Annotated in this window: 21 protein-coding genes; 10 read left to right on the top strand and 11 right to left on the bottom strand. The window is 73.4% G+C overall.

Going from position 1 to position 22,467, the window contains the following annotated elements:
* Nucleotides 1-25: 25 nt before the first annotated feature.
* Together HS045_RS17725 and HS045_RS17720 are read right to left on the bottom strand one after the other, a co-directional pair.
* Nucleotides 26-1,090 carry a PhoH family protein gene (locus HS045_RS17725; protein WP_196452429.1) on the bottom strand — a complete coding sequence of 355 codons (1,065 nt, stop codon included), beginning with the start codon at nt 1,088-1,090 and terminating at the stop codon, nt 26-28.
* A gap of 127 nt (nt 1,091-1,217) precedes the next feature.
* On the bottom strand, nt 1,218-1,568 hold the full coding sequence (locus HS045_RS17720; protein WP_196452845.1) for a histidine triad nucleotide-binding protein: 351 nt from the start codon (nt 1,566-1,568) through the stop codon (nt 1,218-1,220).
* A 356-nt stretch (nt 1,569-1,924) separates the two neighbouring features.
* Here HS045_RS17720 and HS045_RS17715 point away from each other — a divergent pair, with 356 nt between their 5' ends.
* Both HS045_RS17715 and HS045_RS17710 read left to right on the top strand, forming a co-directional pair.
* Nucleotides 1,925-2,404, top strand: coding sequence for a SigE family RNA polymerase sigma factor (locus HS045_RS17715; protein ID WP_068897087.1), 480 nt, complete (start codon nt 1,925-1,927; stop codon nt 2,402-2,404).
* Complete coding sequence (locus tag HS045_RS17710) at nt 2,401-3,060, top strand: hypothetical protein (protein ID WP_196452428.1); 660 nt, start codon at nt 2,401-2,403, stop codon at nt 3,058-3,060. The genes HS045_RS17715 and HS045_RS17710 overlap by 4 nt, the downstream gene beginning before the upstream one ends.
* A gap of 16 nt (nt 3,061-3,076) precedes the next feature.
* Here HS045_RS17710 and HS045_RS17705 read toward each other — a convergent pair whose 3' ends face one another.
* Genes HS045_RS17705 through hrcA form a run of 3 tightly spaced genes read right to left on the bottom strand, consistent with a single transcriptional unit; the run spans nt 3,077 to nt 5,976 of the window.
* Nucleotides 3,077-3,808 carry a 16S rRNA (uracil(1498)-N(3))-methyltransferase gene (locus HS045_RS17705; protein WP_196452427.1) on the bottom strand — a complete coding sequence of 244 codons (732 nt, stop codon included), beginning with the start codon at nt 3,806-3,808 and terminating at the stop codon, nt 3,077-3,079.
* The gene (dnaJ, locus tag HS045_RS17700) at nt 3,805-4,950 is read right to left on the bottom strand and encodes a molecular chaperone DnaJ (RefSeq protein WP_196452426.1); all 1,146 of its coding nucleotides are present in this window, start codon (nt 4,948-4,950) and stop codon (nt 3,805-3,807) included. Before dnaJ ends, HS045_RS17705 begins: the two co-directional genes overlap by 4 nt.
* 12 nt (nt 4,951-4,962) lie before the next feature.
* The gene (gene hrcA, locus HS045_RS17695) at nt 4,963-5,976 is read right to left on the bottom strand and encodes a heat-inducible transcriptional repressor HrcA (protein ID WP_196452844.1); all 1,014 of its coding nucleotides are present in this window, start codon (nt 5,974-5,976) and stop codon (nt 4,963-4,965) included.
* A gap of 187 nt (nt 5,977-6,163) precedes the next feature.
* On the opposite strand from hrcA, the gene HS045_RS17690 reads away from it, so the two are divergent.
* Nucleotides 6,164-6,925 (top strand): hypothetical protein, encoded by a 762-nt coding sequence (locus HS045_RS17690; protein ID WP_196452425.1) that lies wholly within the window; start codon nt 6,164-6,166, stop codon nt 6,923-6,925.
* 61 nt (nt 6,926-6,986) lie between these two features.
* Nucleotides 6,987-7,802, top strand: coding sequence for a DUF3097 domain-containing protein (locus HS045_RS17685; protein ID WP_196452424.1), 816 nt, complete (start codon nt 6,987-6,989; stop codon nt 7,800-7,802).
* A gap of 33 nt (nt 7,803-7,835) precedes the next feature.
* Here the strand turns inward: HS045_RS17685 and hemW are convergent, their stop codons facing one another.
* The gene (hemW, locus tag HS045_RS17680) at nt 7,836-9,050 is read right to left on the bottom strand and encodes a radical SAM family heme chaperone HemW (protein WP_196452423.1); all 1,215 of its coding nucleotides are present in this window, start codon (nt 9,048-9,050) and stop codon (nt 7,836-7,838) included.
* 158 nt (nt 9,051-9,208) lie between these two features.
* Between hemW and HS045_RS17675 the strand changes: the two genes are divergently transcribed.
* Complete coding sequence (locus tag HS045_RS17675; RefSeq protein WP_196452422.1) at nt 9,209-10,975, top strand: hypothetical protein; 1,767 nt, start codon at nt 9,209-9,211, stop codon at nt 10,973-10,975.
* Nucleotides 10,972-11,319, top strand: a complete 348-nt coding sequence (locus HS045_RS17670) for a DUF5955 family protein (protein ID WP_196452421.1) — start codon at nt 10,972-10,974, stop codon at nt 11,317-11,319. The genes HS045_RS17675 and HS045_RS17670 overlap by 4 nt, the downstream gene beginning before the upstream one ends.
* A gap of 76 nt (nt 11,320-11,395) precedes the next feature.
* On the opposite strand, the gene HS045_RS17665 is transcribed toward HS045_RS17670, so the two are convergent.
* Nucleotides 11,396-12,016, bottom strand: coding sequence for a hypothetical protein (locus tag HS045_RS17665; RefSeq protein ID WP_196452420.1), 621 nt, complete (start codon nt 12,014-12,016; stop codon nt 11,396-11,398).
* Between the two features lie 415 nt (nt 12,017-12,431).
* On the opposite strand from HS045_RS17665, the gene HS045_RS17660 reads away from it, so the two are divergent.
* On the top strand, nt 12,432-13,706 hold the full coding sequence (locus tag HS045_RS17660) for a glycoside hydrolase family 18 protein (protein ID WP_196452419.1): 1,275 nt from the start codon (nt 12,432-12,434) through the stop codon (nt 13,704-13,706).
* A 134-nt stretch (nt 13,707-13,840) separates the two neighbouring features.
* Here HS045_RS17660 and lepA read toward each other — a convergent pair whose 3' ends face one another.
* A complete protein-coding gene (gene lepA, locus HS045_RS17655; protein ID WP_196452418.1) occupies nt 13,841-15,679 on the bottom strand; it encodes a translation elongation factor 4 in 1,839 nt (612 codons plus the stop codon).
* Nucleotides 15,680-16,003: 324 nt separating this feature from the next.
* Between lepA and HS045_RS17650 the strand changes: the two genes are divergently transcribed.
* The gene (locus HS045_RS17650; protein WP_196452417.1) at nt 16,004-17,023 is read left to right on the top strand and encodes a hypothetical protein; all 1,020 of its coding nucleotides are present in this window, start codon (nt 16,004-16,006) and stop codon (nt 17,021-17,023) included.
* A 146-nt stretch (nt 17,024-17,169) separates the two neighbouring features.
* Nucleotides 17,170-17,442, top strand: coding sequence for a 30S ribosomal protein S20 (gene rpsT / locus HS045_RS17645; RefSeq protein ID WP_068896890.1), 273 nt, complete (start codon nt 17,170-17,172; stop codon nt 17,440-17,442).
* A 160-nt stretch (nt 17,443-17,602) separates the two neighbouring features.
* Here the strand turns inward: rpsT and holA are convergent, their stop codons facing one another.
* Nucleotides 17,603-18,574, bottom strand: a complete 972-nt coding sequence (holA, locus tag HS045_RS17640) for a DNA polymerase III subunit delta (protein WP_196452416.1) — start codon at nt 18,572-18,574, stop codon at nt 17,603-17,605.
* Between the two features lie 114 nt (nt 18,575-18,688).
* Between holA and HS045_RS17635 the strand changes: the two genes are divergently transcribed.
* Entirely contained in the window at nt 18,689-18,841 is a 153-nt protein-coding gene (locus HS045_RS17635) for a hypothetical protein (protein WP_196452415.1), read from the top strand.
* 322 nt (nt 18,842-19,163) lie between these two features.
* Here HS045_RS17635 and HS045_RS17630 read toward each other — a convergent pair whose 3' ends face one another.
* Both HS045_RS17630 and HS045_RS36190 read right to left on the bottom strand, forming a co-directional pair.
* Entirely contained in the window at nt 19,164-21,542 is a 2,379-nt protein-coding gene (locus tag HS045_RS17630; protein WP_196452414.1) for a ComEC/Rec2 family competence protein, read from the bottom strand.
* Nucleotides 21,539-22,420 (bottom strand): ComEA family DNA-binding protein, encoded by an 882-nt coding sequence (locus HS045_RS36190; RefSeq protein WP_307827572.1) that lies wholly within the window; start codon nt 22,418-22,420, stop codon nt 21,539-21,541. The genes HS045_RS17630 and HS045_RS36190 overlap by 4 nt, the downstream gene beginning before the upstream one ends.
* Nucleotides 22,421-22,467 lie beyond the last annotated feature (47 nt).

Raw genomic sequence — 22,467 nt, 5'->3', positions numbered from 1 at the left:
CCATCGGATCGTCCGCTCCGCTCTCTCACTGTCTCCCCCTCGGGCGCTTGACCGCACCCTTGATCGCCTGCGGCGCGCTCTGCCGCAGGGTCTCGTCGTAGCGCCCGTAGGCGTCCACGATGTCGCTCACCAGCTTGTGGCGGACCACGTCGGCGCTGGTCAGCTTGGAGAAGTGGATGTCGGAGATGCCGTCGAGGATGTCCTGCACCACCCTCAGGCCGCTCTGCGTGCCGCCCGGCAGGTCGACCTGGGTCACGTCACCGGTCACGACGATCTTCGAGTTGAAGCCCAGTCGCGTCAGGAACATCTTCATCTGCTCCGGCGAGGTGTTCTGCGCCTCGTCCAGGATGATGAAGGCGTCGTTGAGCGTGCGCCCGCGCATGTACGCCAGGGGCGCGACCTCGATCGTGCCCGCGGCCATCAGCCGGGGGATCGAGTCCGGGTCGAGCATGTCGTGCAGCGCGTCGTAGAGCGGGCGCAGATAGGGGTCGATCTTCTCGTAGAGCGTGCCGGGCAGGAAGCCCAGCCGCTCGCCCGCCTCGACCGCCGGGCGGGTGAGGATGATCCGGTTGACCTTCTTCTCCTGCAGCGCCCGAACGGCCTTGGCCATCGCGAGGTACGTCTTGCCGGTGCCGGCCGGGCCGATGCCGAAGACGATGGTGTGCCGGTCGATCGCGTCGACGTAGCGCTTCTGGTTCACGGTCTTCGGCCGGATGGTCCGGCCCCGCGAGGAGATGATGTCGAGGGAGAGCACCTCCGCCGGGCGGTCGGAGGTCATCCGCAGCATGGCGATGCTCCGCTCGACCGCGTCCGCCGTCAGCTCGGCGCCTCCGCCGGCCAGCTCGGTCAGCTCCTCGAAGAGCCGCACCACGATGCTGCTCTCCTCCGGGCTGCCGGTGATGGTGATCTCGTTGCCCCGGACGTGGATGTCGGCGCGGAAGGCGTTCTCCACGACCCGCAGCAGTTCGTCGCTGGAACCCAGGATGCTCAGCATCGAGTGGTCGTCCGGAATCACCACCTTCGCCTGCACCCGGCTCGGACCCTTCGAGCGTGGAGATGGTGTTCTGCTGGAATCGTTTGACTCGGACATGGGCGGGCCTAGCGGCCTGTTCGCCTCCAGACGTCGACGGCGGATGTGCGGGAGTGTCCCGTGGGACGCCCTCCCCGTCATCGTATCCGCGATGGAGGCGATCACGCCTTCCCGTTTCGTCCCGCCCCTATCCGGGCGGCCAGGTCAGATCCCGGCCGCCGAGCACGTGCCCGTGCACGTGGAAGACGGTCTGGCCGGCGCCGGGCCCGGTGTTGAAGACCAGCCGGTAGCCCGACTCGGCGACGCCCTCCTGCTCGGCGACCGCGTGCGCGGCCTTGAGCACGTCGTCGGCCAGCCCGTGGTCAGCGGCGGCCAGCGCCGCCGCGGTCGGGTGGTGGTCCTTGGGGATCACCAGGACGTGGGTCGGCGCCTGCGGGTTGACGTCCCGGAAGGCCAGCGTGCGCTCGGTCTCGTGGACGACCTGGGCGGGGATCCTCCCGGCGACGATCCCGCAGAACAGGCAGTCGGCTTCACTCACCATGTCGGCACCCTATCGCCGCCCCCTCCTCGCGCCGCCCATGCGCCGCCCTCCCGCCCGCCGCGTCTCGGCGATGCCCCGCCGGCCCCCGCGCGGCCCTACGCCCCCGGCGGCCCCGCGCCCCCCGCGGCGGGGAAAGATCCACCTGAACGGGGCGGGTGTGCGAAACTTGCGGCGGAAGACGTTTGCGAGCCGCCCCCGAGGCCGCCTGGCGAGGACACGACAGGGTCATGCCCCCTAATGAACCGGAAGAGCGTAAACCCCCTGGGAAGGCCGAGCGTCCCACTGATGTGACCACCGAGACCCTCGTGGCCGACAGGTCGCTCGGGGCGGTGCCCGTCGGGTGGGATGCCGACATGGCCGTTACCGCGCTCTACAGCGCGCACTACCGGTCCCTTGTGCGTCTCGCCGTGCTGCTCGTCCGCGACATGGCAACCGCGGAGGAGGTCGTGCAGGACGCGTTCGTCGCCATTCACGGCGCCTGGCGCAGACTGCGCGATCCCGACAAGGCACTGGCCTACCTGCGCCAGTCGGTCGTCAACCGATCACGTTCGGTGCTCCGGCACCGCGCGGTCGTCGAGAAGTACGCGCCCAAGGGCCTGCCCGACGCGCCGAGCGCCGAGAACGGCGCGATCGGCGAGCTGGAGCGGTCGGCCGTCATCGAGGCGCTGCGCGGGCTGCCCGCACGCCAGCGGGAGGCACTCGTCCTGCGCTACTACGGAGACCTGTCCGAGGCGCAGATCGCCGACGCGATGGGCATCAGCAAAGGCGCGGTCAAGAGTCACACGGCTCGCGGCATGGCCGCCCTACGAACCTCACTGGAGCAACTGTCATGACCGACTCCCCCGACGAGTACGGCGAGCTGCTCCGCCGTGCCCTCAGCGCGGAGGCGGACTCGGTCGTTCCCTCCCCGGACGGACTGGAGATCATCCGCGCCCGCGTCGAACGGCGCGGGCTCCGGCGGCTGACCTGGTGGCGCGCCGGAGCCTCGGCCGCGGGAGCCGTGCTCGTCGCGGCCTCCGTCGTCATGGTGGTCCCCGGCCTGCGCGAGCAGGTGGCGCAGATCACCTTCTCCGGAGACGTCAAGCCCGTCGTCCCGACCCACACCGACCTGTCCGGGACCTCCCGGCCGCTGCCGTCGAAGAACGGGCAGGTCCCGCCCGCCGTCACCAGGTCCGGCGCGCCGCCCTCACCCGCCCCCCAGGAGAACAGGCGCACGACTCCGAGCCCGCCCCCGCAGCCGAGCCCGGATCTGACGCCGGAGGCCACGCCCGCTCCCACGCCCACCTGCCCGACGGCGTCCGCCGAGGCGGCCCCGGCGGACGCCCCGGCGACGTGCGAGCGGACGGCGACGCCGACGCCGACGCCCTCGGAGTCCGCGACGCCCTCGGTGAACCCCTGCCCCGCCGACGGCTGCCAGCAGGTGGAGGAGCCCCAGCCGGAGCCGCCGCTCCCGTCGGAGCACGTCACGCCGACCCCCATCGGGGGGTAGGCCGGACGGGCCGGGGTCACCAGCGGCCGGTGCGGGACTGGAGCACCGCCGCGGCGGCGACCCCGGCGGTCGAGGTCCGCAGGACCGTCGGGCCGAGCAGCGCCGTCGCGGCCCCCGCCGCCCGGAAGGCGGCCAGCTCCTCGTCGGCGATCCCGCCCTCGGGTCCGACCACCACCACGATGTCGCCGTCGTCCGGCACCTGCAGCGCCGAGAGCGGCGCGTCGGCCTCCTCGTGCAGCACGATCCCCAGCGCCGCGGCCGACAGCAGCGCGGCCACCTCGGCCGTGCCGGCCGGCGCGGCCACCTCGGGCAGCCGGAACCGGCGCGACTGCTTGCCCGCCTCCCGCGCGGTGGAGCGCCACCGCGCCAGCGCCTTGGCCTCCCGCTCGCCCTTCCACCGGGTGACGCAGCGCAGCGCGGCCCAGGGCACGATGACGTCGACCCCGGCCTCCGTCATCATCTCCACGGCCAGCTCTCCGCGCTCGCCCTTGGGCAGCCCCTGGACCACGACCAGGCGCGGCCGGGGCGCGGGCACCGTGTAGCGGCGCAGCACCTCCACCCGCAGGGAGTCCTTGCCCGAGGCCAGGACCACGCACTCGGCCACGGCGCCCGCCCCGTCGGTCAGGTCGAGCCGCTCGCCCTCCCGCAACCGCCGTACGGCCGCGGCGTGGCGCCCCTCCGGCCCGCCGAACGTGAACTCGGCCGAGGCCAGGTCCGCCGGGTCCGCCAGGAAGACGGGAGCGGTCATCGGCCGTTGAACGCGTCCCGCAGGCGCGAGAAGAAGCCTTGCTGGCCGGGGGCGAACTTGCCGGGCGGCCGCTCCTCGCCGCGGAGCCTGGCCAGCTCCTTCAGCAGCTCCTCCTGCGCCGCGTCGAGCCGGGTGGGGGTCTCGACGTTGACGTGGATGAGCAGGTCGCCGCGGCCGGTCTCGTTGAGGCGCTGGACGCCCCTGCCGTACAGGGAGATGGTCTGCCCGGACTGGGTGCCGGGCCGGACGTCGATCTCCTCGGCGCCGTCGAGGGTCTCGACGGTCAGGACCGTGCCGAGCGCGGCGGCGGCCATCGGGATCTGCACGGTGCAGTGCAGGTCGTCGCCGCGCCGTTCGAAGATCTCGTGCGGGCGCTCGACGATCTCCAGGAACAGGTCGCCGGGCGGGCCGCCGCCGGGGCCGATCTCGCCCTCGCCGGCGAGCTGGATGTGGGTGCCGTCCTCCACCCCGGCCGGGATGCGGACCTTGATGGTGCGCCGGGTGCGGACCCGGCCGTCGCCGGAGCACTCCTGGCAGGGGTGGCGGATGATCGAGCCGAACCCGCCGCACTGGGGGCAGGGGCGGGAGGTCATGACCTGGCCCAGGAAGGAGCGGGTCACCTGGGAGACCTCGCCGCGGCCGTTGCACATGTCGCAGGCGTCGGGGTGGGTGCCGGCCGCGGCCCCCGAACCGGTGCAGACCTCGCAGAGCACGGCGGTGTCGACGACCAGCTCGCGGGTGGTGCCGAAGGCCGACTCGCGCAGGTCGAGCTCGACCCGGATGGTGGCGTTGCGCCCCCGGCGGGCCCGGGAGCGGGGACCGCGCCCGCCGCCCCCGGCGGCCGTGCCGAAGAAGGCGTCCATGATGTCGCTGAACGGGAAGCCCGCGCCGAACCCGCCGGCGCCCGCACCGCCGCCGGCCCCGCCGAACGGGTCGCCGCCCAGGTCGTACATCTGCCGCTTGCCCGGGTCGGACAGCACCTCGTAGGCCTGGGTGATCTCCTTGAACCGCTCCTGGGTCGCGGGGTCGGGGTTCACGTCGGGGTGCAGCTCACGGGCCAGCCGGCGGTAGGCCTTCTTGATCTCTTCCGCACTGGCGTCACGGCGCACCCCGAGGGTGCCGTAGTAGTCACTCTTAGCCACTTAGTCGACCTCTTAGGATGCAGCCAGGATCTGGCTGACGTAGCGTGCCACCGCGCGCACCGCGCCCATCGTGACCGGGTAGTCCATTCGTGTCGGCCCCAGCACACCGAGCCGGGCCAGTTGCTTGTCCCCCGAACCGTATCCGGCGGCGACGATCGACGTCCCCCGCAGTCCGGTGTAGGGGTTCTCCGAACCGATCCGCACGGTCAGTGTGGACGGGTCGGAGGTCTCACCGAGCAGGCGCATGAGCACGACCTGCTCCTCCAGCGCCTCCAGCACGTCGCGCAGCCCGACGGTGAAGTCGGCGCCCGCGAGGTTGGCGGCCCCGGCGAATACGATCTTCTCCTCCTGGCGCTCCACGAGGGACTCCAGGAGCACCGACAGGACCGTGGCCGCCAGCGGCCGGTCCTCGGCCGGCAACCGCTCGGGCAGGTCGGCGACCTTGTCCGGGACGCCGGTGAGCCCGCAGCCGTCCAGGCTGGCGTTGAGCACCGCGCGCAGGTGGGCGACCCGGCCCTCGTCCACCACGTCGGGCAGCTCGACCACGCGCTGCTCGACCCGGCCGGTGTTGGTGATGAGCACGAACATCAGCCGGCGCTCGCTCAGCGGGACCAGCTCGACGTGCCGGACCGTGGAGCTGGTCAGCGACGGGTACTGCACCACGGCGACCTGCCGGGTGAGCTGCGCCAGCAGCCGCACGGTACGCGTCACGACGTCGTCGATGTCCACCGCGCCCGCCAGGAACGTCTCGATGGCCCGGCGCTCGGCCCCCGACAGCGGCTTGACCTGGGAGAGCCGGTCGACGAACAGCCGGTAGCCCTTGTCCGTGGGCACCCGGCCGGCGCTGGTGTGCGGCTGGGCGATGTACCCCTGCTCCTCCAGCACCGCCATGTCGTTGCGGATCGTCGCCGGCGACACCCCGAGGTTGTGCCGCTCGACGAGGGCCTTGGAGCCCACCGGCTCGTTGGTGGACACGTAGTCCTCCACGATGGCGCGAAGCACCGCGAGCTTGCGGTCGTCGACCAACGTGCTCACCTCCCTGCCTGCACCTGCGCGCCCGAACGGTGAACACCGGATCTGGCACTCGGTGTTCCCGAGTGCCAGTGTACGGCTCCCGCCCGCGGGGTGGGATGACGCGACCCGTAACGGAGGTCCGCATGGTCGTCAAGTCAACTGCTATCCGGATACAAGCGACAAGCTCCACACTGGTCTCATGTCACACGATTTCGGGAACCCCTCCGGTGGTTTCACCCCCCCTTCCGGCGGTTTCGCCTCCCCCTCCGGCACCCCGCAGCACTCCGGCCGGCAGCCGGCCCCCCAGCCGTACGGCGGCGCCCCCTCCTACGGCTACGCCCCGCCCGGCTACGGCGCCCCGCAGGGGCCGCCGCCGAAGGCGAAGGCGGGCCCGAGCATCGGCTGGATCGTGGGCGCCTGGCTGCTCGCGGTGGTCTCCGTGATCGCCGGCATCGCGGTATTCGCCGGCGGCATCCTCAGCACGGTCAGCGACGCCGCGCCCTCGGCCTCCCACGGTCCGGGCGAGGTCTTCACCGTCGAACTGGACCCGGCCGAGAGCCCCGCCCTCTACGTCTCCGCGGCTCAGGGGACCAAGTTCCAGTGCGGTTTCCAGGAGGGCTCCCAGGGCCGGCTGGAGAACTCGTCCGTGCGGACGACCGTCGCCGGCAGCGACGGGATCCCCTGGGAACTGGCCTTCCGGATCGGCGTCGACCAGGCGGGCGAGTACAAGCTCGGCTGCTCCGTCGAGGAGGGGGGCCAGGCGCGCTTCGGTGTGGGCCGCGAAGTGGCCGCCGACGCCCTCGTGGGCGGCGTCGCGGCGTTCTTCCTGATCCCGGGCTTCGGCGTCCTGCTGGCCATCGTCGTGACCATCGTGGTGCTGGTGAAGCGGAGCCGGGCCCGCAAGCTCGAGGCCGCCGCCCCGGCGGGCGCGTGGGGGCCGGGCGGTCCCTACCGCGGGTGATCGCGGCCCCGCCCCGTGCGCTGCTAGCGTCCCATGCGTCGACACGGACGCAGGAGGGGCGATGTACGAGCGTGACGTGCTGGCGGGCGACTGGCGGCGGCCGGGCAGGGGGACGATCCCCCAGGTCCCCGCGGAGCACGACCTGGTCGTGGAGGACGCCGAGGGCGGCTTCTGCGGCGCGGTGGTGGCCTGCGACAAGGAGGCCGTCACGCTGGAGGACCGGTTCGGGCGGCGGCGGGTGTTCCCGCTGGAGCCCGCCGCGTTCCTGCTGGAGGGCCGGGTCGTCACCCTGGTGCGGCCGGCCTCCGCGCCGAAGGCGCCCCGGCGCAGCGCCTCCGGCTCCATCGCGGTGGAGGGGCTGCGCGCCCGGGTCGCCCGGGAGAGCCGGATCTACGTCGAGGGCGTGCACGACGCCGCGCTCGTCGAGCGGGTCTGGGGTCACGATCTGCGGGTGGAGGGCGTGGTCGTGGAGTACCTGGAAGGCGTCGACCACCTGCCCGCGATCGTCGAGGAGTTCCGGCCCGGCCCGGGCCGCCGGCTGGGCGTGCTCGTCGACCACCTGGTCGCCGGGTCGAAGGAGAACCGGATCGCCGAGCGGGTCGCCTCCCCGCACGTGCTGGTCGTCGGCCACCCCTTCGTGGACGTCTGGCAGGCGGTCAAGCCGTCGGCGCTCGGCATCCCCGCCTGGCCGTCCGTGCCCCGCGGCCTGCCGTGGAAGGAGGGCGTCGTCGCCGCCCTGGGCTGGGACCTGGAACCCGGCGACGCCTGGCGCCGGATCCTCGCGGCGGTCAGGACGTACGCCGACCTCGAACCGGAGCTGCTCGGCCCGGTCGAGGAGCTGATCGACTTCGTGACGGCCCCCGACGCGGACGGCTGATCCCCGCGATCCGTGCGGCCGACCGGCCCCGGGTCAGCTGACCAGGTCGCGCACCAGCGCGTCGGCCAGCAGGCGGCCGCGGAGCGTCAGCACCGCGCGGCCCCGCTTGAACGGCTCGGTCTCCAGCAGGCCGCCGCCCAGCGCCCTGGCCACCACGACCGGGTGGTCGAGCTCCGCCAGCGGGAAGCCGTCGGCCAGCCGCAGCTCCAGCATCAGCCGCTCCACCGCGCGGTCCTCCGGCCCCAGCACCTCCCGCGCGTGCGCGGGCGAGACCCCCGCGGCCAGGCGCCCGGCGTAGGCCGCCGGGTGCTTGACGTTCCACCACCGGGTCCCGCCGACGTGGCTGTGCGCGCCGGGGCCCACGCCCCACCAGTCGCCGCCGGTCCAGTAGAGCAGGTTGTGACGGCAGCGCGCCTGCGGCGAGGTCGCCCAGTTCGACACCTCGTACCAGCCGAACCCCGCCCCGGTGAGCATCTCCTCGGCGATGAGGTAGCGGTCGGCGGCCACGTCGTCGTCGGGCATCGGCAGCTCTCCGCGCCGGATCCGGGCGGCGAGCCGGGTGCCCTCCTCCACGATCAGCGAGTACGCCGACACGTGGTCGGGCCCGGCCTCGATCGCGGCGGCCAGCGAGGCCCGCCAGTCGTCGTCGCTCTCCCCCGGCGTGCCGTAGATCAGGTCCAGGCTGACGTGCTCGAACCCCTCCGCCGCGGCCTCCCGTACGGCGCGGGCCGCCCGGCCGGGTGTGTGCCGCCGGTCCAGCACCGCGAGCACGTGCTCGCGGGCGCTCTGCATGCCGAAGCTCATCCGGGTGAACCCGCCGCGCCGCAGCTCGGCCAGGGAGGCCGGGCCGACGGACTCGGGGTTGGCCTCGGTGGTCACCTCCGCGCCCGGGGCCAGGCCGAACTCCGCGTCGATCGCGCCGAGGATCCGCACCAGGTCGCGGGCGGGCAGCAGGGTCGGGGTGCCGCCGCCGAAGAACACCGTCTCGACCCTCGGCGCGGCCTCCCCGAGGATCGCGCGCGCCCGCCGCACCTCCTCGATCGCGGTGTCGGCGTAGTCCGCGTGCGAGGCGCCGGGGCCGAGCTCGGACGCCGTGTAGGTGTTGAAGTCGCAGTAACCGCACCGGGTCACGCAGAAGGGCACGTGGACGTAGAAGCCGAAGGGCCGCGTGCCGAGGCCGGCGAGCGCGCTGTCGGGCAGCTCTCCGGAGGCCGGTACGGGGTCGCCGTCGGGAAGTGTGGATGGCACCTCCCAAGTCTGCCGCCCCCGCCGCGGTGCCCGGGACGGCACGGAGGGGCCGGATACCGACGTGATCCGTGATTCCGTGGACCGCGGGGACGGGAGTGGGGCACGCTTCTCTCAGGTCGATCTTTCCGGCATGCCCCCCGTGCGCCCTTGGAGAGTCCATGAACCAGACCGCCGCCGTCCACGCCGGCGACCGCTCCGCAGCGCCCCCCATGCAGAACGCCACCCGGTACCTGTGCACCGGCGCCTACATCGACAGTCGCTTCCGCGCCCGTGTGCTCGACGAGCTCCTCGGCGACCGCCACCGCGCGGTCGCCCCCTCCTACGGCGGGACGGACCTGGTCCCCATGATCGCGCACGCCCTGCGCGCCGAGCGGATGGCACTGGTCCGCGACGGGCTGATCACCGTGCTGGCGGCCATCGGCTGCCTCGTGCTGCCGTGGCTGTTCGTGCCGTGGCTGCTGACCCTGCTGCCCTTCGCCCTGCTCACCCTCCCCCGGATCCGGTACGGCTCACCGCTGGTGCGCGTCCTGACGATGTGCTGGGCCGCCGCGTCGGTGCTGTTCGTCCTCCTGACCGCCCTGAGCACGGCCGTCGCGTTCGTCGCCGAGACCTCCTCCTACGACTCCTTCGACTACGCGACCGGCCGGCTCGTGCGGAGGAGCGCGCTGGGGGAGCTGATGGAGAGCTGGCTCCTGCTGACCCTGCTGTTCGCCCTCGCCCCCCTGGCCGTCTCCCTCGCCCACCGCGTCCGGTGCTACCTCGCGCTGGCGGTGGACCTCGCGCCGGGAGCGGACGGCGGCCGGCCGAAGGAGAACGACGGGCACTCCGCCCGGATGGCCTACCTGTCGCGGGCGCAGTGGGGCAACATCGCGCTCTACGGCGCGGAGAACCCCTTCGTCGGGGCGGGCCGGGTACGCCGTTCCTGGTCGATCGTCGTGGAGATGGACCGGACGAAGGACGGCTCCAACGCCCCCTCGCCCGCGCCCCGTGAGCACGTCCGGATCGATCCCGTGGACCTGCACGCCTTCGTCCGACAGCGGCTGCTGGAGATGCGCGACGCCGTACCGTCGCCCTCCGAGCGTCTCGGGCGCCTGCACATCAGCGACCACCTGGCCGTGCGCGGGACGTTCACCCGGCTCGACTGGGAGCGCTCCGCCGCCTCCCGGAGCTGGGGAGGCCAGAGCCACCCGCTGATCGACCCCTCCAGCGGCCTGCCGCACTTCGCCGCGCCGGCGGAGACCGTCGCGGCGGCCATCCGCCACCCCCAGAGCGGGCTCAGGTACTACCAGCGGGTCACCGTGGGCGCCGAGGCTCCCGAGGTCCGCTCTCCGGCCGGGCACCTGCTGGCCCCCGGCGAGGACCAGGAGATCGTGGTCTCGGCGTTCATCCACCTCGCCGTCGAAGGCAGGATGCTGTACACGCGGTTCGTGGTGACCACCCTGCCGCCGATCCGCGACGAGTACCACGTCGTGGACGAGCTTCCGGTCCTCGGCAAGGCCGAGACCGTCTGGCGGGCCCTCACCGCCGCCCGCAAGGAGCTGGTCGCCGACACGCTGTTCGCCCCCGCGCGGCTGATGCGCACCGTCGTCCGGATGGTCAGGGCGAACCGCGCCGCGCAGAACCCGGCGGACCATCCCGTCTACCCGTTCGGGGCCCGCCGCAGCGTCCGCGAGATGGGCGCCGAGGCCGGCGCCGACCGGTTCACCCAGGTCCTGGACACCGACAAGTACACCAAGCTCATCGAACGGCGGCTGACCGACGCGGTCCTCGACTACCTCGACGCCCGGCACGTCGACACCAGCGGTTACCGCGCCCAGGCCGCGAATCTCACCAATTTCGGGGCTCTGATCACCGGAGGCACCTTCAACGGCCCCGTCGCCGCGGGGACCGGAGCCAGCGCCACCCAGCACGGGGAGGGAAGATGACCGGAGGCAACAGCGGCTTCCAGATCACCGGAGGCACCTTCAACGGGCCCATGGCCGCGGGAGCGGGGGCGCGGGCCGTCCAGAACTCCGGCCTCGGTGCCGGGGCCGGCGGTGACGCCGCCGAGCTGATCGCCCTCGTGCGGGAGCTGGTGGGGCGGCACTCCGCGGAGCTCGGCGACACCCGGCCCGTGCTCAGGGACGTCGACCAGGTCGAGACCGAGCTCGCCGAGCAGGAACCCGACCGGCGCTACCTGGGCGACGCCCTGACGAGGATCTCCACCCGGGTCGCCTCGGTGGCGGCCATCGCCGAGGCCGTCGCGGCGCTGGCGGCCCTGATCGCCTGACCCTCCGCTCGCCGGGGCGCGCGCCTGCCGGTGCGCCCCCGGTTAACGGCCCGCCCGGGCAGGCCGCCCGGCGGTCTCAGATCTCGTGCTCCGCGCGTTCCGGCAGGCCGTACCGGGCGGCCAGCGGGTTCCACAGCGTGAGGAACCGTTTCTTCGCGGCGGTCGCCTGCTCCGAGAAGGAGAGACCGTCGCGGTAGTCGGCGCCCTCCGTCGACCCCTCACGGCAGTCACCGTCCTGCCCGGTCGCCCAGGCCAGGAACCTCTCGTCCGCGGAGAGGGACGCGCCGAGCGCCTCGGCGAGCCGCTCCTTGAGCGCGGCGCCGCCGTCGAGTGCGTCGACGGGCAGACCGTCGAGCCGGGAGACCTGGTCGCGCCGGGTGTCGGTGACCTGTCGGACCGTGGCGAGCGCGGCGGAGGTTCCGGTGCAGGCGCGCAGCCGTTCGAGGGCGGGGCCGAGACCGGAGCGGGTTCCGCCGCTCTCCGCGAGCAGGGAGTCCAGTGCCTCCGCCTGCTCCCGCCCCGCGTCCTCCCGCGGGGACGCGCTCTCCGCACCGGTCCCGTCCTCCCGCGGGGACGCGGCCTCCGTCGGCGTCACGGTGCCCTGCTCCGCCGGTCTGTCCGCACCGATCGCCCGGACCTCCGCACCGCCGTCCCGTACGGCCAGCCACACGCCTCCGGAGAGGACGAGCGCCAGCACGACCGCGACCGCCGGCCACGTCCGGCGCCCCCTGCCGGGCCACGACGAGCCGGTCTGCGGAGCGACGAACGGGGCCCGGGGGCCCGGAGCCGGCGGGACGAACGGATCCTGAGGACCGGGACCGGGACCGGGACCGGGAGCCGGGTGAGGGGACGGGATCCGGGGGTCCGGGGGCGGCGGGGCCGGAGAACCGCATCGGGGACACCGCGGCAGCGCGTCGATCCGCGTGCTGCATCGGTTGCAGAAGACCGGCTGCTCCATGAGGCATGACCGTAGCGAGCAGACCGGTCATCGTGCAGCAAATCGGCGGGCTTCTCAGGAAGCCGTTGACGCGTCGATCGGCCGCGCCTACGATCCGGGAAAACTTAAAGGAAAGTTTCCTATAAGTTGACCCGATTCCATTGTGGAGAATCCCGTGCAGAGACTCCTCCGGCGCATGCTCACGGCCGCGCTCGCCACCGGCCTCGCCGTGGCCGCCGCCCCCGCACCCGCCCAGGCCGAGACCGCCGGCCACGGCGACCGCTTCAAGCGGGTCGGCTACTTCATCCAATGGGGCGTCTACGGGCGCGACTTCCACGTCAAGGACCTCGACACCAGCGGCTCGGCCGCCAAGCTGACCCACATCAACTACGCCTTCGGCTCCGTCAGCGAGCAGGGCGCGTGCTCCTCCTCCGACCCCTGGGCCGACTGGCAGCGCCCGGTCCCCGCCGAGCAGAGCGTGGACGGCGTCGCCGACGCCGCAGGCCAGGCCCTGGCCGGCAACCTCAACCAGCTCAGGAAGCTCAAGGCCAGGCACCCCGGGCTCAAGGTGCTGATCTCGCTCGGCGGCTGGACCGGTTCGAGGTACTTCTCCGACGCCGTCCTCACCCCCGAGGGCCGCGCCGCACTGGCCTCCTCCTGCATCGACCTGTGGCTGCGCGGCGACCTGCCGGGGACCGCGCCCGGTACGGGGGCCGGCGTCTTCGACGGCATCGACCTCGACTGGGAGTGGCCCGGCTCCTCCGGCGCCGAGGGCAACGTGATCCGGCCCGAGGACCGGCGGAACTTCACCCTCTTCGTCGCCGAACTCCGCCGTCAGATGAACGCCTTCGACCGGCGCAGCGAGCTCACCGCCTTCCTCCCCGCCGCCGCGACGAAGATCGACGCGGGCTTCGAGGTCCGCGAGGTCTTCCGGAACCTGACCTTCGCCACCGTCCAGGGCTACGACCTGCACGGCTCCTGGGAGACCCGCACCGGTCACAACGGCAACCTGCTCACCGACCGGCGCGACCCGAACGAGGTGCGCTACAGCGTCGATGCGACCGTGCGCGACTACCTGTCGCGCGGCGCCCCGGCCAGGAAGATCGTGGTCGGCGTGCCCGCCTACGGACAGGGCTGGACCGGCGTGACCGGCGGCAGGAACGGCCTGTACGGCACCGCCACCGGTCCCGCCCCGGGCAGGTGGGCCGCGGGCACCGAGGACTACAAGGACCTGGTGGACAAGCCCGGCAAGCGCCACCGCGACCTGCGCACGGGCGCCATGTGGCTCTACGACGGCAACGAGTTCTGGTCCTACGACGATCCGGCGGCGGTGACGCAGAAGGCCCTCTACATCCGCCTGAAGGGCCTCGGCGGCTCGATGATGTGGTCGCTGGACCAGGACGACGCCGCGGGATCGCTGACCTCGGCGCTCCACGCGGTCCTGCGCTGACGGCTCCGCGGGGCCCGCGCCCACGAACGCGCGGGTCCCGCCGGCGATCGACCGCGGCCTGAACGGCCGCGGGAGAAGAGGCCGGAGGGGCGGGCGCCGGACCGGCGCCCGCCCCTCCGGTTCCCCTTCCGGGGCTACTTCTTGGGCTTGTCGGTGGAGGACTCGGTGGACAGCGCGGCGACGAAGGCCTCCTGGGGGACCTCCACCCGGCCGACCATCTTCATCCGCTTCTTGCCCTCCTTCTGCTTCTCCAGCAGCTTGCGCTTACGGGAGATGTCGCCGCCGTAGCACTTGGCGAGGACGTCCTTGCGGATGGCGCGGATGTTCTCCCGGGCGATGACCCGGGCCCCGATGGCGGCCTGGATCGGCACCTCGAACTGCTGCCGGGGGATCAGCTCGCGGAGCTTCTTGGCCATCTCGACGCCGTAGCCGTACGCCTTGTCCTTGTGCACGATGGCGCTGAAGGCGTCGACGGCCTCGCCCTGCAGCAGGATGTCGACCTTGACCAGCTCCGACTCCTGCTCGCCGGAGGGCTCGTAGTCGAGCGAGGCGTAGCCGCGCGTGCGCGACTTGAGCTGGTCGAAGAAGTCGAAGATGATCTCGCCGAGCGGCATGGTGTAGCGGATCTCGACGCGGTCCTCCGACAGGTAGTCCATGCCCTGCAGGTTGCCGCGCCGGTTCTGGCAGAGCTCCATGATCGCGCCGATGAACTCCGAGGGGACCAGCACGGTCGACTTCACCATCGGCTCGAAGACCTTGTCCACCTTGCCGGTGGGGAACTCCGACGGGTTGGTGACGACGACCTCCTTGCCGTCCTCCATGATCACCCGGTAGACGACGTTCGGCGCGGTGGAGATGAGCGAGAGGTTGAACTCCCGCTCCAGGCGCTCGCGGACGATCTCCATGTGGAGCAGGCCGAGGAAGCCGCAGCGGAAGCCGAAGCCCAGCGCCGCCGAGGTCTCGGGCTCGTAGACCAGGGCGGCGTCGTTGAGCTGGAGCTTGTCCAGGGCCTCGCGCAGCTCCGGGTAGTCGTCGCCGTCGACCGGGTAGAGGCCGGAGAAGACCATCGGCTTGGGGTGCTCGTAGCCGCCGAGCGCCTCTGCGGCGGGACGCGTCACGGAGGTCACGGTGTCGCCGACGCGCGACTGGCGGACGTCCTTCACCCCGGTGATCAGGTAGCCCACCTCGCCGACGCCCAGACCCTGGTCGGCGATCTTCGGCTCCGGCGAGATGACGCCGATCTCCAGCGTCTCGTGGGTCGCGGCGGTGGACATCATCAGGATGCGCTCGCGCTTGCCCAGGTGGCCGTCCATGACCCGGACGTAGGTGATGACGCCGCGGTAGGTGTCGTAGACCGAGTCGAAGATCAGCGCGCGGGCGGGCGCCTCGGCCGCGCCGACCGGGGCCGGGACGCGCTCGACCACGTGGTCCAGGAGCTCGCGGACGCCGACGCCGGTCTTGCCGGAGACCTTCAGCACGTCCTCCGGCTCGCAGCCGATGAGGTGCGCGATCTCCGCGGCGTACTTCTCCGGCTGGGCGGCGGGAAGATCGATCTTGTTGAGCACCGGGATGATCGTCATGTCGGCGTTCATGGCCAGGTAGAGGTTGGCCAGCGTCTGCGCCTCGATCCCCTGCGCGGCGTCGACCAGCAGGATCGCGCCCTCGCAGGCCTGCAGCGACCGGGAGACCTCGTAGGTGAAGTCCACGTGCCCCGGGGTGTCGATCATGTTGAGGACGTGGTCGGTCTCGCCGACCTTCCACGGCAGCCGGACCGCCTGGGACTTGATGGTGATGCCGCGCTCGCGCTCGATGTCCATCCGGTCGAGGTACTGGGCGCGCATGGAGCGGTCGTCGACCACGCCGGTGATCTGCAGCATGCGGTCGGCAAGCGTCGACTTGCCGTGGTCGATGTGCGCGATGATGCAGAAGTTGCGGATCACCGCGGGATCGGTCTGGCCAGGCTGATTACGCACCGGTGTCCGTTTCGACGGGATTGAGTGGATCAAAGGGCTGGCAAATCCAGCTATCTTCCCAGCAAGTTTAGCGAGAAGGCCGATGGCTTCACGCCGCCGGGCGAACCGCTCCGCCGCCACGCTTCCCTCACCGCTCACCGCACCGCCCGCCCGACCCTTCACCGCAGTGGCCGCCCGGCCCCTCACCGCAGTGGCCGCTACGCTGCCCGCCGCGGTCCCTGCCGCAGCACCCGTCCTCACGGGCCCGCCGTCCGCCCCGCCTCGGCGCGGGAGGGCCACGGCCCTCCCGTTGACGGAACGGGCGGGCCAGGGTGACATGTCCGGATGACGACATCCCGACCAGCGAAACGGATCACGCTACGGCGCTGCCTGCGCGCGCTCGCCGCGACGGCGGCCGTTCTCCTGGCGCTCCCCTCGATGGCCGCGGCCTTCTTCTGGCTCCAGTTCTCCGGCGCGCCCGCCTCCTGGGCCCGGAGCACCGGCCACGACGCCCTGTGGATGGGGCACGCCTGGGTGGACGGCCGCAGGACCGAGGCCGACGTCAAGGCCCTGGCCGTACGGCTGCGCGGCACCGGGATCCGCGACGTCTACGTCCACGCCGGCCCGTTCGGGTTCGACGGAGCCCTCCCCGCCACCCGGTATCCCGGCGCGCGGGATCTCCTCACGTGGTGGCGGGCCGAACTGCCGGGCGTCCGCGTCTCCGCCTGGCTCGGGCAGAAGGTCGGCGCCGGCCTGCTCGACCTCGGAGACCCGGCCGCCCGGCAGCGCGTGCTCGACGGGGCGCGGGACGTCATGGCCGCCGGATTCGACGGCGTGCACTACAACTTCGAACCGGTCACCAGCGGCGACGCGGACTTCCTCGACCTGCTGGACCGGACCCGCCCCCTGGTCGGCGACGGCGTCCTGTCCACCTCGACCCCGCAGATCGAGCCCCTCCCCGGTCTCCGTCCGGCCTCCCGCGCCGCCATCGGCCACGACAAGTACTGGTTGCGGGACTACTTCCGCGAGGTCGCGTCCCGCACCGACCAGGTCGCGATCATGACCTACGACTCCTACCTGCCGCTCGACTCGCTCTACGGCGGCCACGTCGTGCAGCAGGGCGAGATCGCCCTGGGGCTCGTGCCCGAGAACACGACCCTGCTGCTGGGCGCACCCGCCTACCACGACCACGGTTTCGCCTGGGGCGACGCGGCCGAGAGCGTCGCCGCGGCGGCCGAGGGCGCCCGGCTGGCGCTGACCCACCGGGGGACGCCGCGCGAGCGGTTCGGGCTGGCGCTCTACGTGGACTTCGCCGCCACCGACGAGGACTGGGCCGAATACACCGGCTCCTGGTACCGGCCCTGAGATCGACGCGGTAGGCTGTCCATGCATCCTTCTGCCCCGGCCGTCGATTTGAGCGACCGCCAGGGCAGTTGGTAGCTTGTTCAATTGCGTGTGGCGCGCCCTCTCTGCCCGCGCGCCCCATCCGACGACATCACCGAGGCTTCTTCGTGGCGAACATCAAGTCCCAGATCAAGCGCAACCGGCAGAACGAGAAGGCCCGGCTGCGCAACAAGGCTGTCAAGTCGTCCCTCAAGACGGCGATCCGCAAGTTCCGCGAGGCCGCCGAGCAGGGCAACGTCGACGAGGCCATCGCGCTCCAGCGCGCCGCCTCCCGCCAGCTGGACAAGGCCGCCAGCAAGGGCGTCATCCACAAGAACCAGGCCGCCAACCGCAAGTCGGCGATCGCCCAGCGCGCCGCCACCCTGACGGCCGCCAAGTAGTCCCGGTTCTTCACCGAAGCGCCGCGCCCCTCCCCGGGGTGCGGCGCTTCGGCGTTCCATGCCCCGCACTCCGCGGCCCCGCGCCTTGCGGATCCCTCGTTCCGATCGGATCCTCGTTCCCACGCCCGGCCGCGTCGCGCATCACGGCCGGTCGGCGCCGTCAGCGACCGTCGCGGCTCGCCACGATGGTCTGGACGGCCCGCTCCAGCGCGTAGGCCGGGTCCGCGCCACCGCCCTTGACCTGCTCGTCGGCTGCGGCCACCGCCTGGAGCGCACGCGCGATGCCCTCGGGTCCCCAGCCGTTCAGCTGCTCCTGGACCCGGCCGACCTGCCAGGGCGGCATGCCGAGGTGGGCGGCGAGCTGCCCGCCCCGCAGGTTGCGCGGGGCCCCGCCCACCTTGGCCAGCGAGCGCAGGCCCCTGGCGAGCGCGCTCACCAGCAGCACCGGGGCCGTCCCCGTGGCCAGGGCCCACCGCACCTGTTCGAGCGCGTCGCCCAGCCTGCCCGCGATGGCGGAGTCGGCCACGGTGAACCCGCTGACCTCGGCCCGGCCCCGGTGGTACCGGGCCACGGCGGCCTCGTCGATGACCTTGCCCGGGGTGTCGAAGGCGAGCTGGCTGCAGGCCGCCGCGAGCTCCCGCAGGTCGTTGCCGACCGCGTCGAGCAGGGCTCCGGCCGCGTCTGCGCCGACGGTCCGCCCGGCGCGCTTCAGCTCGGCCTTGACGAAGGCCAGCCGTTCGGCGGGCTTGGTCAGCCTGCTGACGGTGACCACCCGGGCTCCGGCCTTCTTCACCCCGTCGACCAGGGCCTTGCCCTTCACCCCCCCGGGATGGACGAGGACCAGCACGGCGTCGTCAGCGGGGTTCGCGGCATAGGAGACGATCTCGGAGGCGACGTCCTTCGCCAGGTCCTGCGCCGAGCGGATGACCACCACGGACCGGTCACCGAACAGCGACGGCGAGGTCAACCGGGTCACCTCGCCTGATTCCACCTTCCCGCCCGCCAGATCGACGACCTCGGCGCCGGGGTCCGCCGCCCGGACCGCCGCTATCACCTCGCCCACCGCGCGGTCGGCCAGCAGTTCCTCGTCGCCGGTCACCAGGGTCACGGGTGCTGGATCGGTTGCCGCCATGCCGAGCAGCATGCCACGTGACGGCGACCGAATCGCAATCAGCAAGCCATTCGCCATCGGAACGCAGGTGCTCCGGGGCACTATCAGATGAGGACAGAGGAGGTGAAAACCATGATGACGTCCACCGTTCGCCGTCACACCTGCCCGCGCTGCGGAACGGTCCTCGACGAGGGCCCCATCATGTACCGCTGTGCGCGGTGCAAGCGCTCGGTCTACGCCGCCGACGTGAACACCGAGTTCCGCCGTCCGGCCAGGACACCGGCCTAGCGAGACCCGTCCCCTGGACGCCGTCCCCGGGAGGCCCCGCGCCTCCTCTCCGGACGCCGTCCCCGGCGGAGGTCCTGCACCTCCCCCCAGGGCCTCCCCTCACGACGCGCGGCACCGGCCTTCCCCGTTCCCTTCCCCTTCCCCACCCTCGGCCCCTCGGCCCCTCCCCGGTTCCCTTCCGGCCGGACGTCCCGGAGCGACCTCCGGGCGGGGCCCGCGCGCCCCAGAGCAGGCCTCGGAGCAGGCCCCGGAGCAGGCCTCCGAGCAGGCCTCGGAGCAGGAGGGACCGCGTGGAGGAGGCGGGGAGGCGTGCGCGGGCGGATCAGCGCCCCCGGGGGAGGACCGCCAGGCCTCCGTCACGGAGCACCACCGCCAGATCACCCGACAGGTCGGTCCGGTAGGTCCGCACCCCGAGCCGGTTCAGCCGAGCCAGGGTCACGGGGGCGGGGTGGCCGTAGCCGTTGTCCGCCCCGGCGCTGATCAGCGCCGCACGGGCGCCGGAGGCCGCGAAGAAGGCCGGATGATGGCCGGCGGACCCGTGATGGGGGATCTTGATGATGTCGGCGGACGGGAGGCCCCGCCGGAGCAGATCCTCCTGGGCCTCGGTCTCGATGTCCCCGGTGAGCAGCGCCGTCCCGGCGGCCCAGCGCACGTGCACCACGACGCTGGCGTTGTTGACCTCCGTCCCCTCCCCTCCGCCGTGCGCGGCCCCTCCTCCCGGCGGGTCTCCCGCCGGACCGACGACCGTGAGCTCGGACGGCCCGAAACGCCAGCGCATGCCCGGCCGGGCCGTCCACCGGGTCACCCTGCGGCGGTCGAGGTCACCGTGCGCCCCGGCACTCTCGCTCCCCTGCGCTGCGGAGCCGAGCAGCACGGCTCCCACCCTGCGCCCGCGGAACACCCCGTCCAGGCCGCCGACGTGGTCGGCGTGCGGGTGGGTCAGGATGATCAACGGGACCTCCTCGACCCCCATGGCGCGTAGGCAGCGGTCCACCTGCGCCGGATCCGGCCCCGCATCCACGACCACCGCCCGGCCGCCTCCCGCGGCGACCAGCAGCGCGTCCCCCTGGCCGACGTCGCAGACCACCAGCAGCCAGTCCCGCGGCGGCCAGCGGGCCACCACCGGTCCCACGGAGACGACCGCCGCCAGCGCTCCGGCCGCCAGGGCGGCGGCGATCCACCGCGTCCGCCGGTGCCGCAGCACCAGGACGGCCGCCGGCGCGGCGGCGGCCAGCAGGAGCAGTCCGGGGAGACCGGCCGGCCACGGCACCACCGCCAGCGGGAAGCCCGCCGCGCGCTCCGCCACCGCGATGATCCACCCGGTCGCCAGCCCCGCCGGGTGGACCAGCGTCCGGGCCACCGGCATCAGCACGGGCGCGACCAGCGCCGCGGCGAACCCGAGCAGGGTCGCCGGAGCGACGGCCGGGCCCGCGAGGAGGTTGGCGGGGATCGCGACGGGGGCGAGCTGCCCCGACATGAGCACGAGCACGGGGGTGACGGCGGCCTGCGCGGCGGCGGGTACGGAGATCGCCTCGGCGGCCCAGCCGGGGATCCGGGGCATCCGTGCGCGGATCCGGTCACGCCAGCGCGGAGCGAGCACCAGGATGCCGCCGGTGGCGCACACGGACAGGGCGAAGCCGTACGAACGGGCGAGCGCGGGGTCGAACAGGATCAGCAGGAGAACGGTCGCCGACAGGGCCGCGACGCCGTCACGGGACCGGCCCGTGCCGAGCGCCAAGGCGACGACGGACCCCATGAGGAGCGCGCGGAGCACGCTGGGCGACGGCCGGGCGATGACCGCGAAGGCCAGCATCGCCAGAACGGCGAGCAGCGCTCTGGCGGCGAGCGGCAGGCCCGCCATCCGGGCCAGCGCCACCGCGGCTCCGGCGACGATCGCCAGGTTCGCGCCGCTGACCGCCGTCAGGTGGCTGAGCCCGGCCGCCTTGAAGTCGGCCTTCACCCCCTCGTCCATCCGGGACACGTCCCCGACGACCAGGCCCGGCAGCAGGCCGCGCCGGTCCGGCGGAAGCACGTCGGCGGCGGTTCGGAGACCGGCCCGCAACACGCCCGCCGCGTTCTGCAGCCCCGACGGCCCGCTCAGCACCTTCGGCGGGTCACGGACGAGAACCACCGCGGCGAGCAGCTCTCCCGACTCGGCCGGGCCGAACCGCCCCCGGATCGCGATCCGCTGACTCGGCAGCAGGGGCCGCCACTCCTTCCCCGCGGTGAGCAGCACCACCGCGGCCCGCACCCGCGTCCTGCCCGCGGCCGTGGTCACCGCCTCGATCCTGGCGGGCACGACGAAGCTCTCCCCGCGGAAGGCCGGCGCCCGCCCCCGGATCTCCCGGGGGTCGTCCGTCAGCACCGCTTCCGCCGTCGCCGACCCCCCCTTCCGCACCAGGTCGGCCACCGGTCCCGTGTCGGCCGCGTGGACCCGGAAGGCCACGGTCGCGGCCGTCGCCGCCGCACAGCCGAGCACCGCGATCAGCGCGTTCCTGCCCGCGGGCGCACGGCCGGGTGTTCCCCGGAGCGGGCGCACACCGGCGCGGCGGACCGGCGCGGCGACCAGCAGCGCGCCGACCGCGGCGACGGCGCCCACCACGGCGCCGACCGGTGCCGGGCAGCCCAGGAGGACGAGCGCGACCGCCCACGAGACCAGAGCGGGCGGCACGAGCTGAAGGGAGAGAGCGGGCGCCGTCATACGCGGACCTTGTCTTTCATTTCGGCGTACTTCCTGTCGCCGATGCCGCTGACCTCCCGAAGCTGCTCGACGCTCTGGAATCCGCCGCGGCCGTCGCGGTATTCGGCGATGCGGCGGGCGAGCACCTCTCCGACGCCCGGCAGCTCCTCCAGTTGCTCCGGTGTGGCGGTGTTGAGGTCGAGGATCATCGCGGCGGGATCGGCAGGGGGGACGGGAACGGCCGCTCCAGGCGCGCCCCGGCGCGGGTCGCCGACGACGATCTGCTCCCCGTCGACGAGCTTGCGCGCGAGGTTCAGGGAGCCCGAGGAGGTCCCTGCGCGCGCGCCTCCGGCGGCCCTGACCGCATCGGCGACCCGCGAGCCGCCGGGCAGGGCGACGACACCGGGACGCCGGACCTTCCCCGTGACGTGGACGGTGACCTCGGCGGTCGCCGAGGGCATCGGCCGGGGAACGGCGGCCTCCGGCAGGGCGGGACCGGACACCGGCGCGGACGGGGCGAGGGGTTCCGGCTCCGGTTGGGACCGCCAGGCGTAGACGCCGCCGGCGACGACCGCCACCAGGGCGACCAGGAGCAGCGCTTTCAGTCCCGGGCGGCCGGGATCGACCGCGGGACGCTGGGCGGCGACGGCCGCCCGGAGTGCGGCGAAGGAAGGGGGGACCGGCGCGGAACGCGCCCGACCACCGGAACCGCCGTCGACGCCGGTTCCGGTGGAGATGACGCCGTCGGCGTCACCGGTGCCGCCGCCGGTGCGGCCCGCGGGACCGGGGTCCGCCCCGGGCCCCGCGGCCGGCCCGGGGGCGGCCGAGCCGCGGAACGCCGTCAGCGTCCGCAGCCGCGACGCCGCGCGGAACCGCTCGCTGTCCTGATCTGTGCCCACGTGCGGAACGCTAGGCCGCCGCCTTCGCGCGACCGATGGCCGAATCC

Origin of the sequence: Planomonospora sp. ID82291, from assembly GCF_015711645.1 — a bacterium.
In the GTDB taxonomy this organism is placed as follows: domain Bacteria; phylum Actinomycetota; class Actinomycetes; order Streptosporangiales; family Streptosporangiaceae; genus Planomonospora.
Note: the sequence above shows the minus strand (reverse complement) of the source record. Positions and strands in the feature narration are given on the sequence as shown.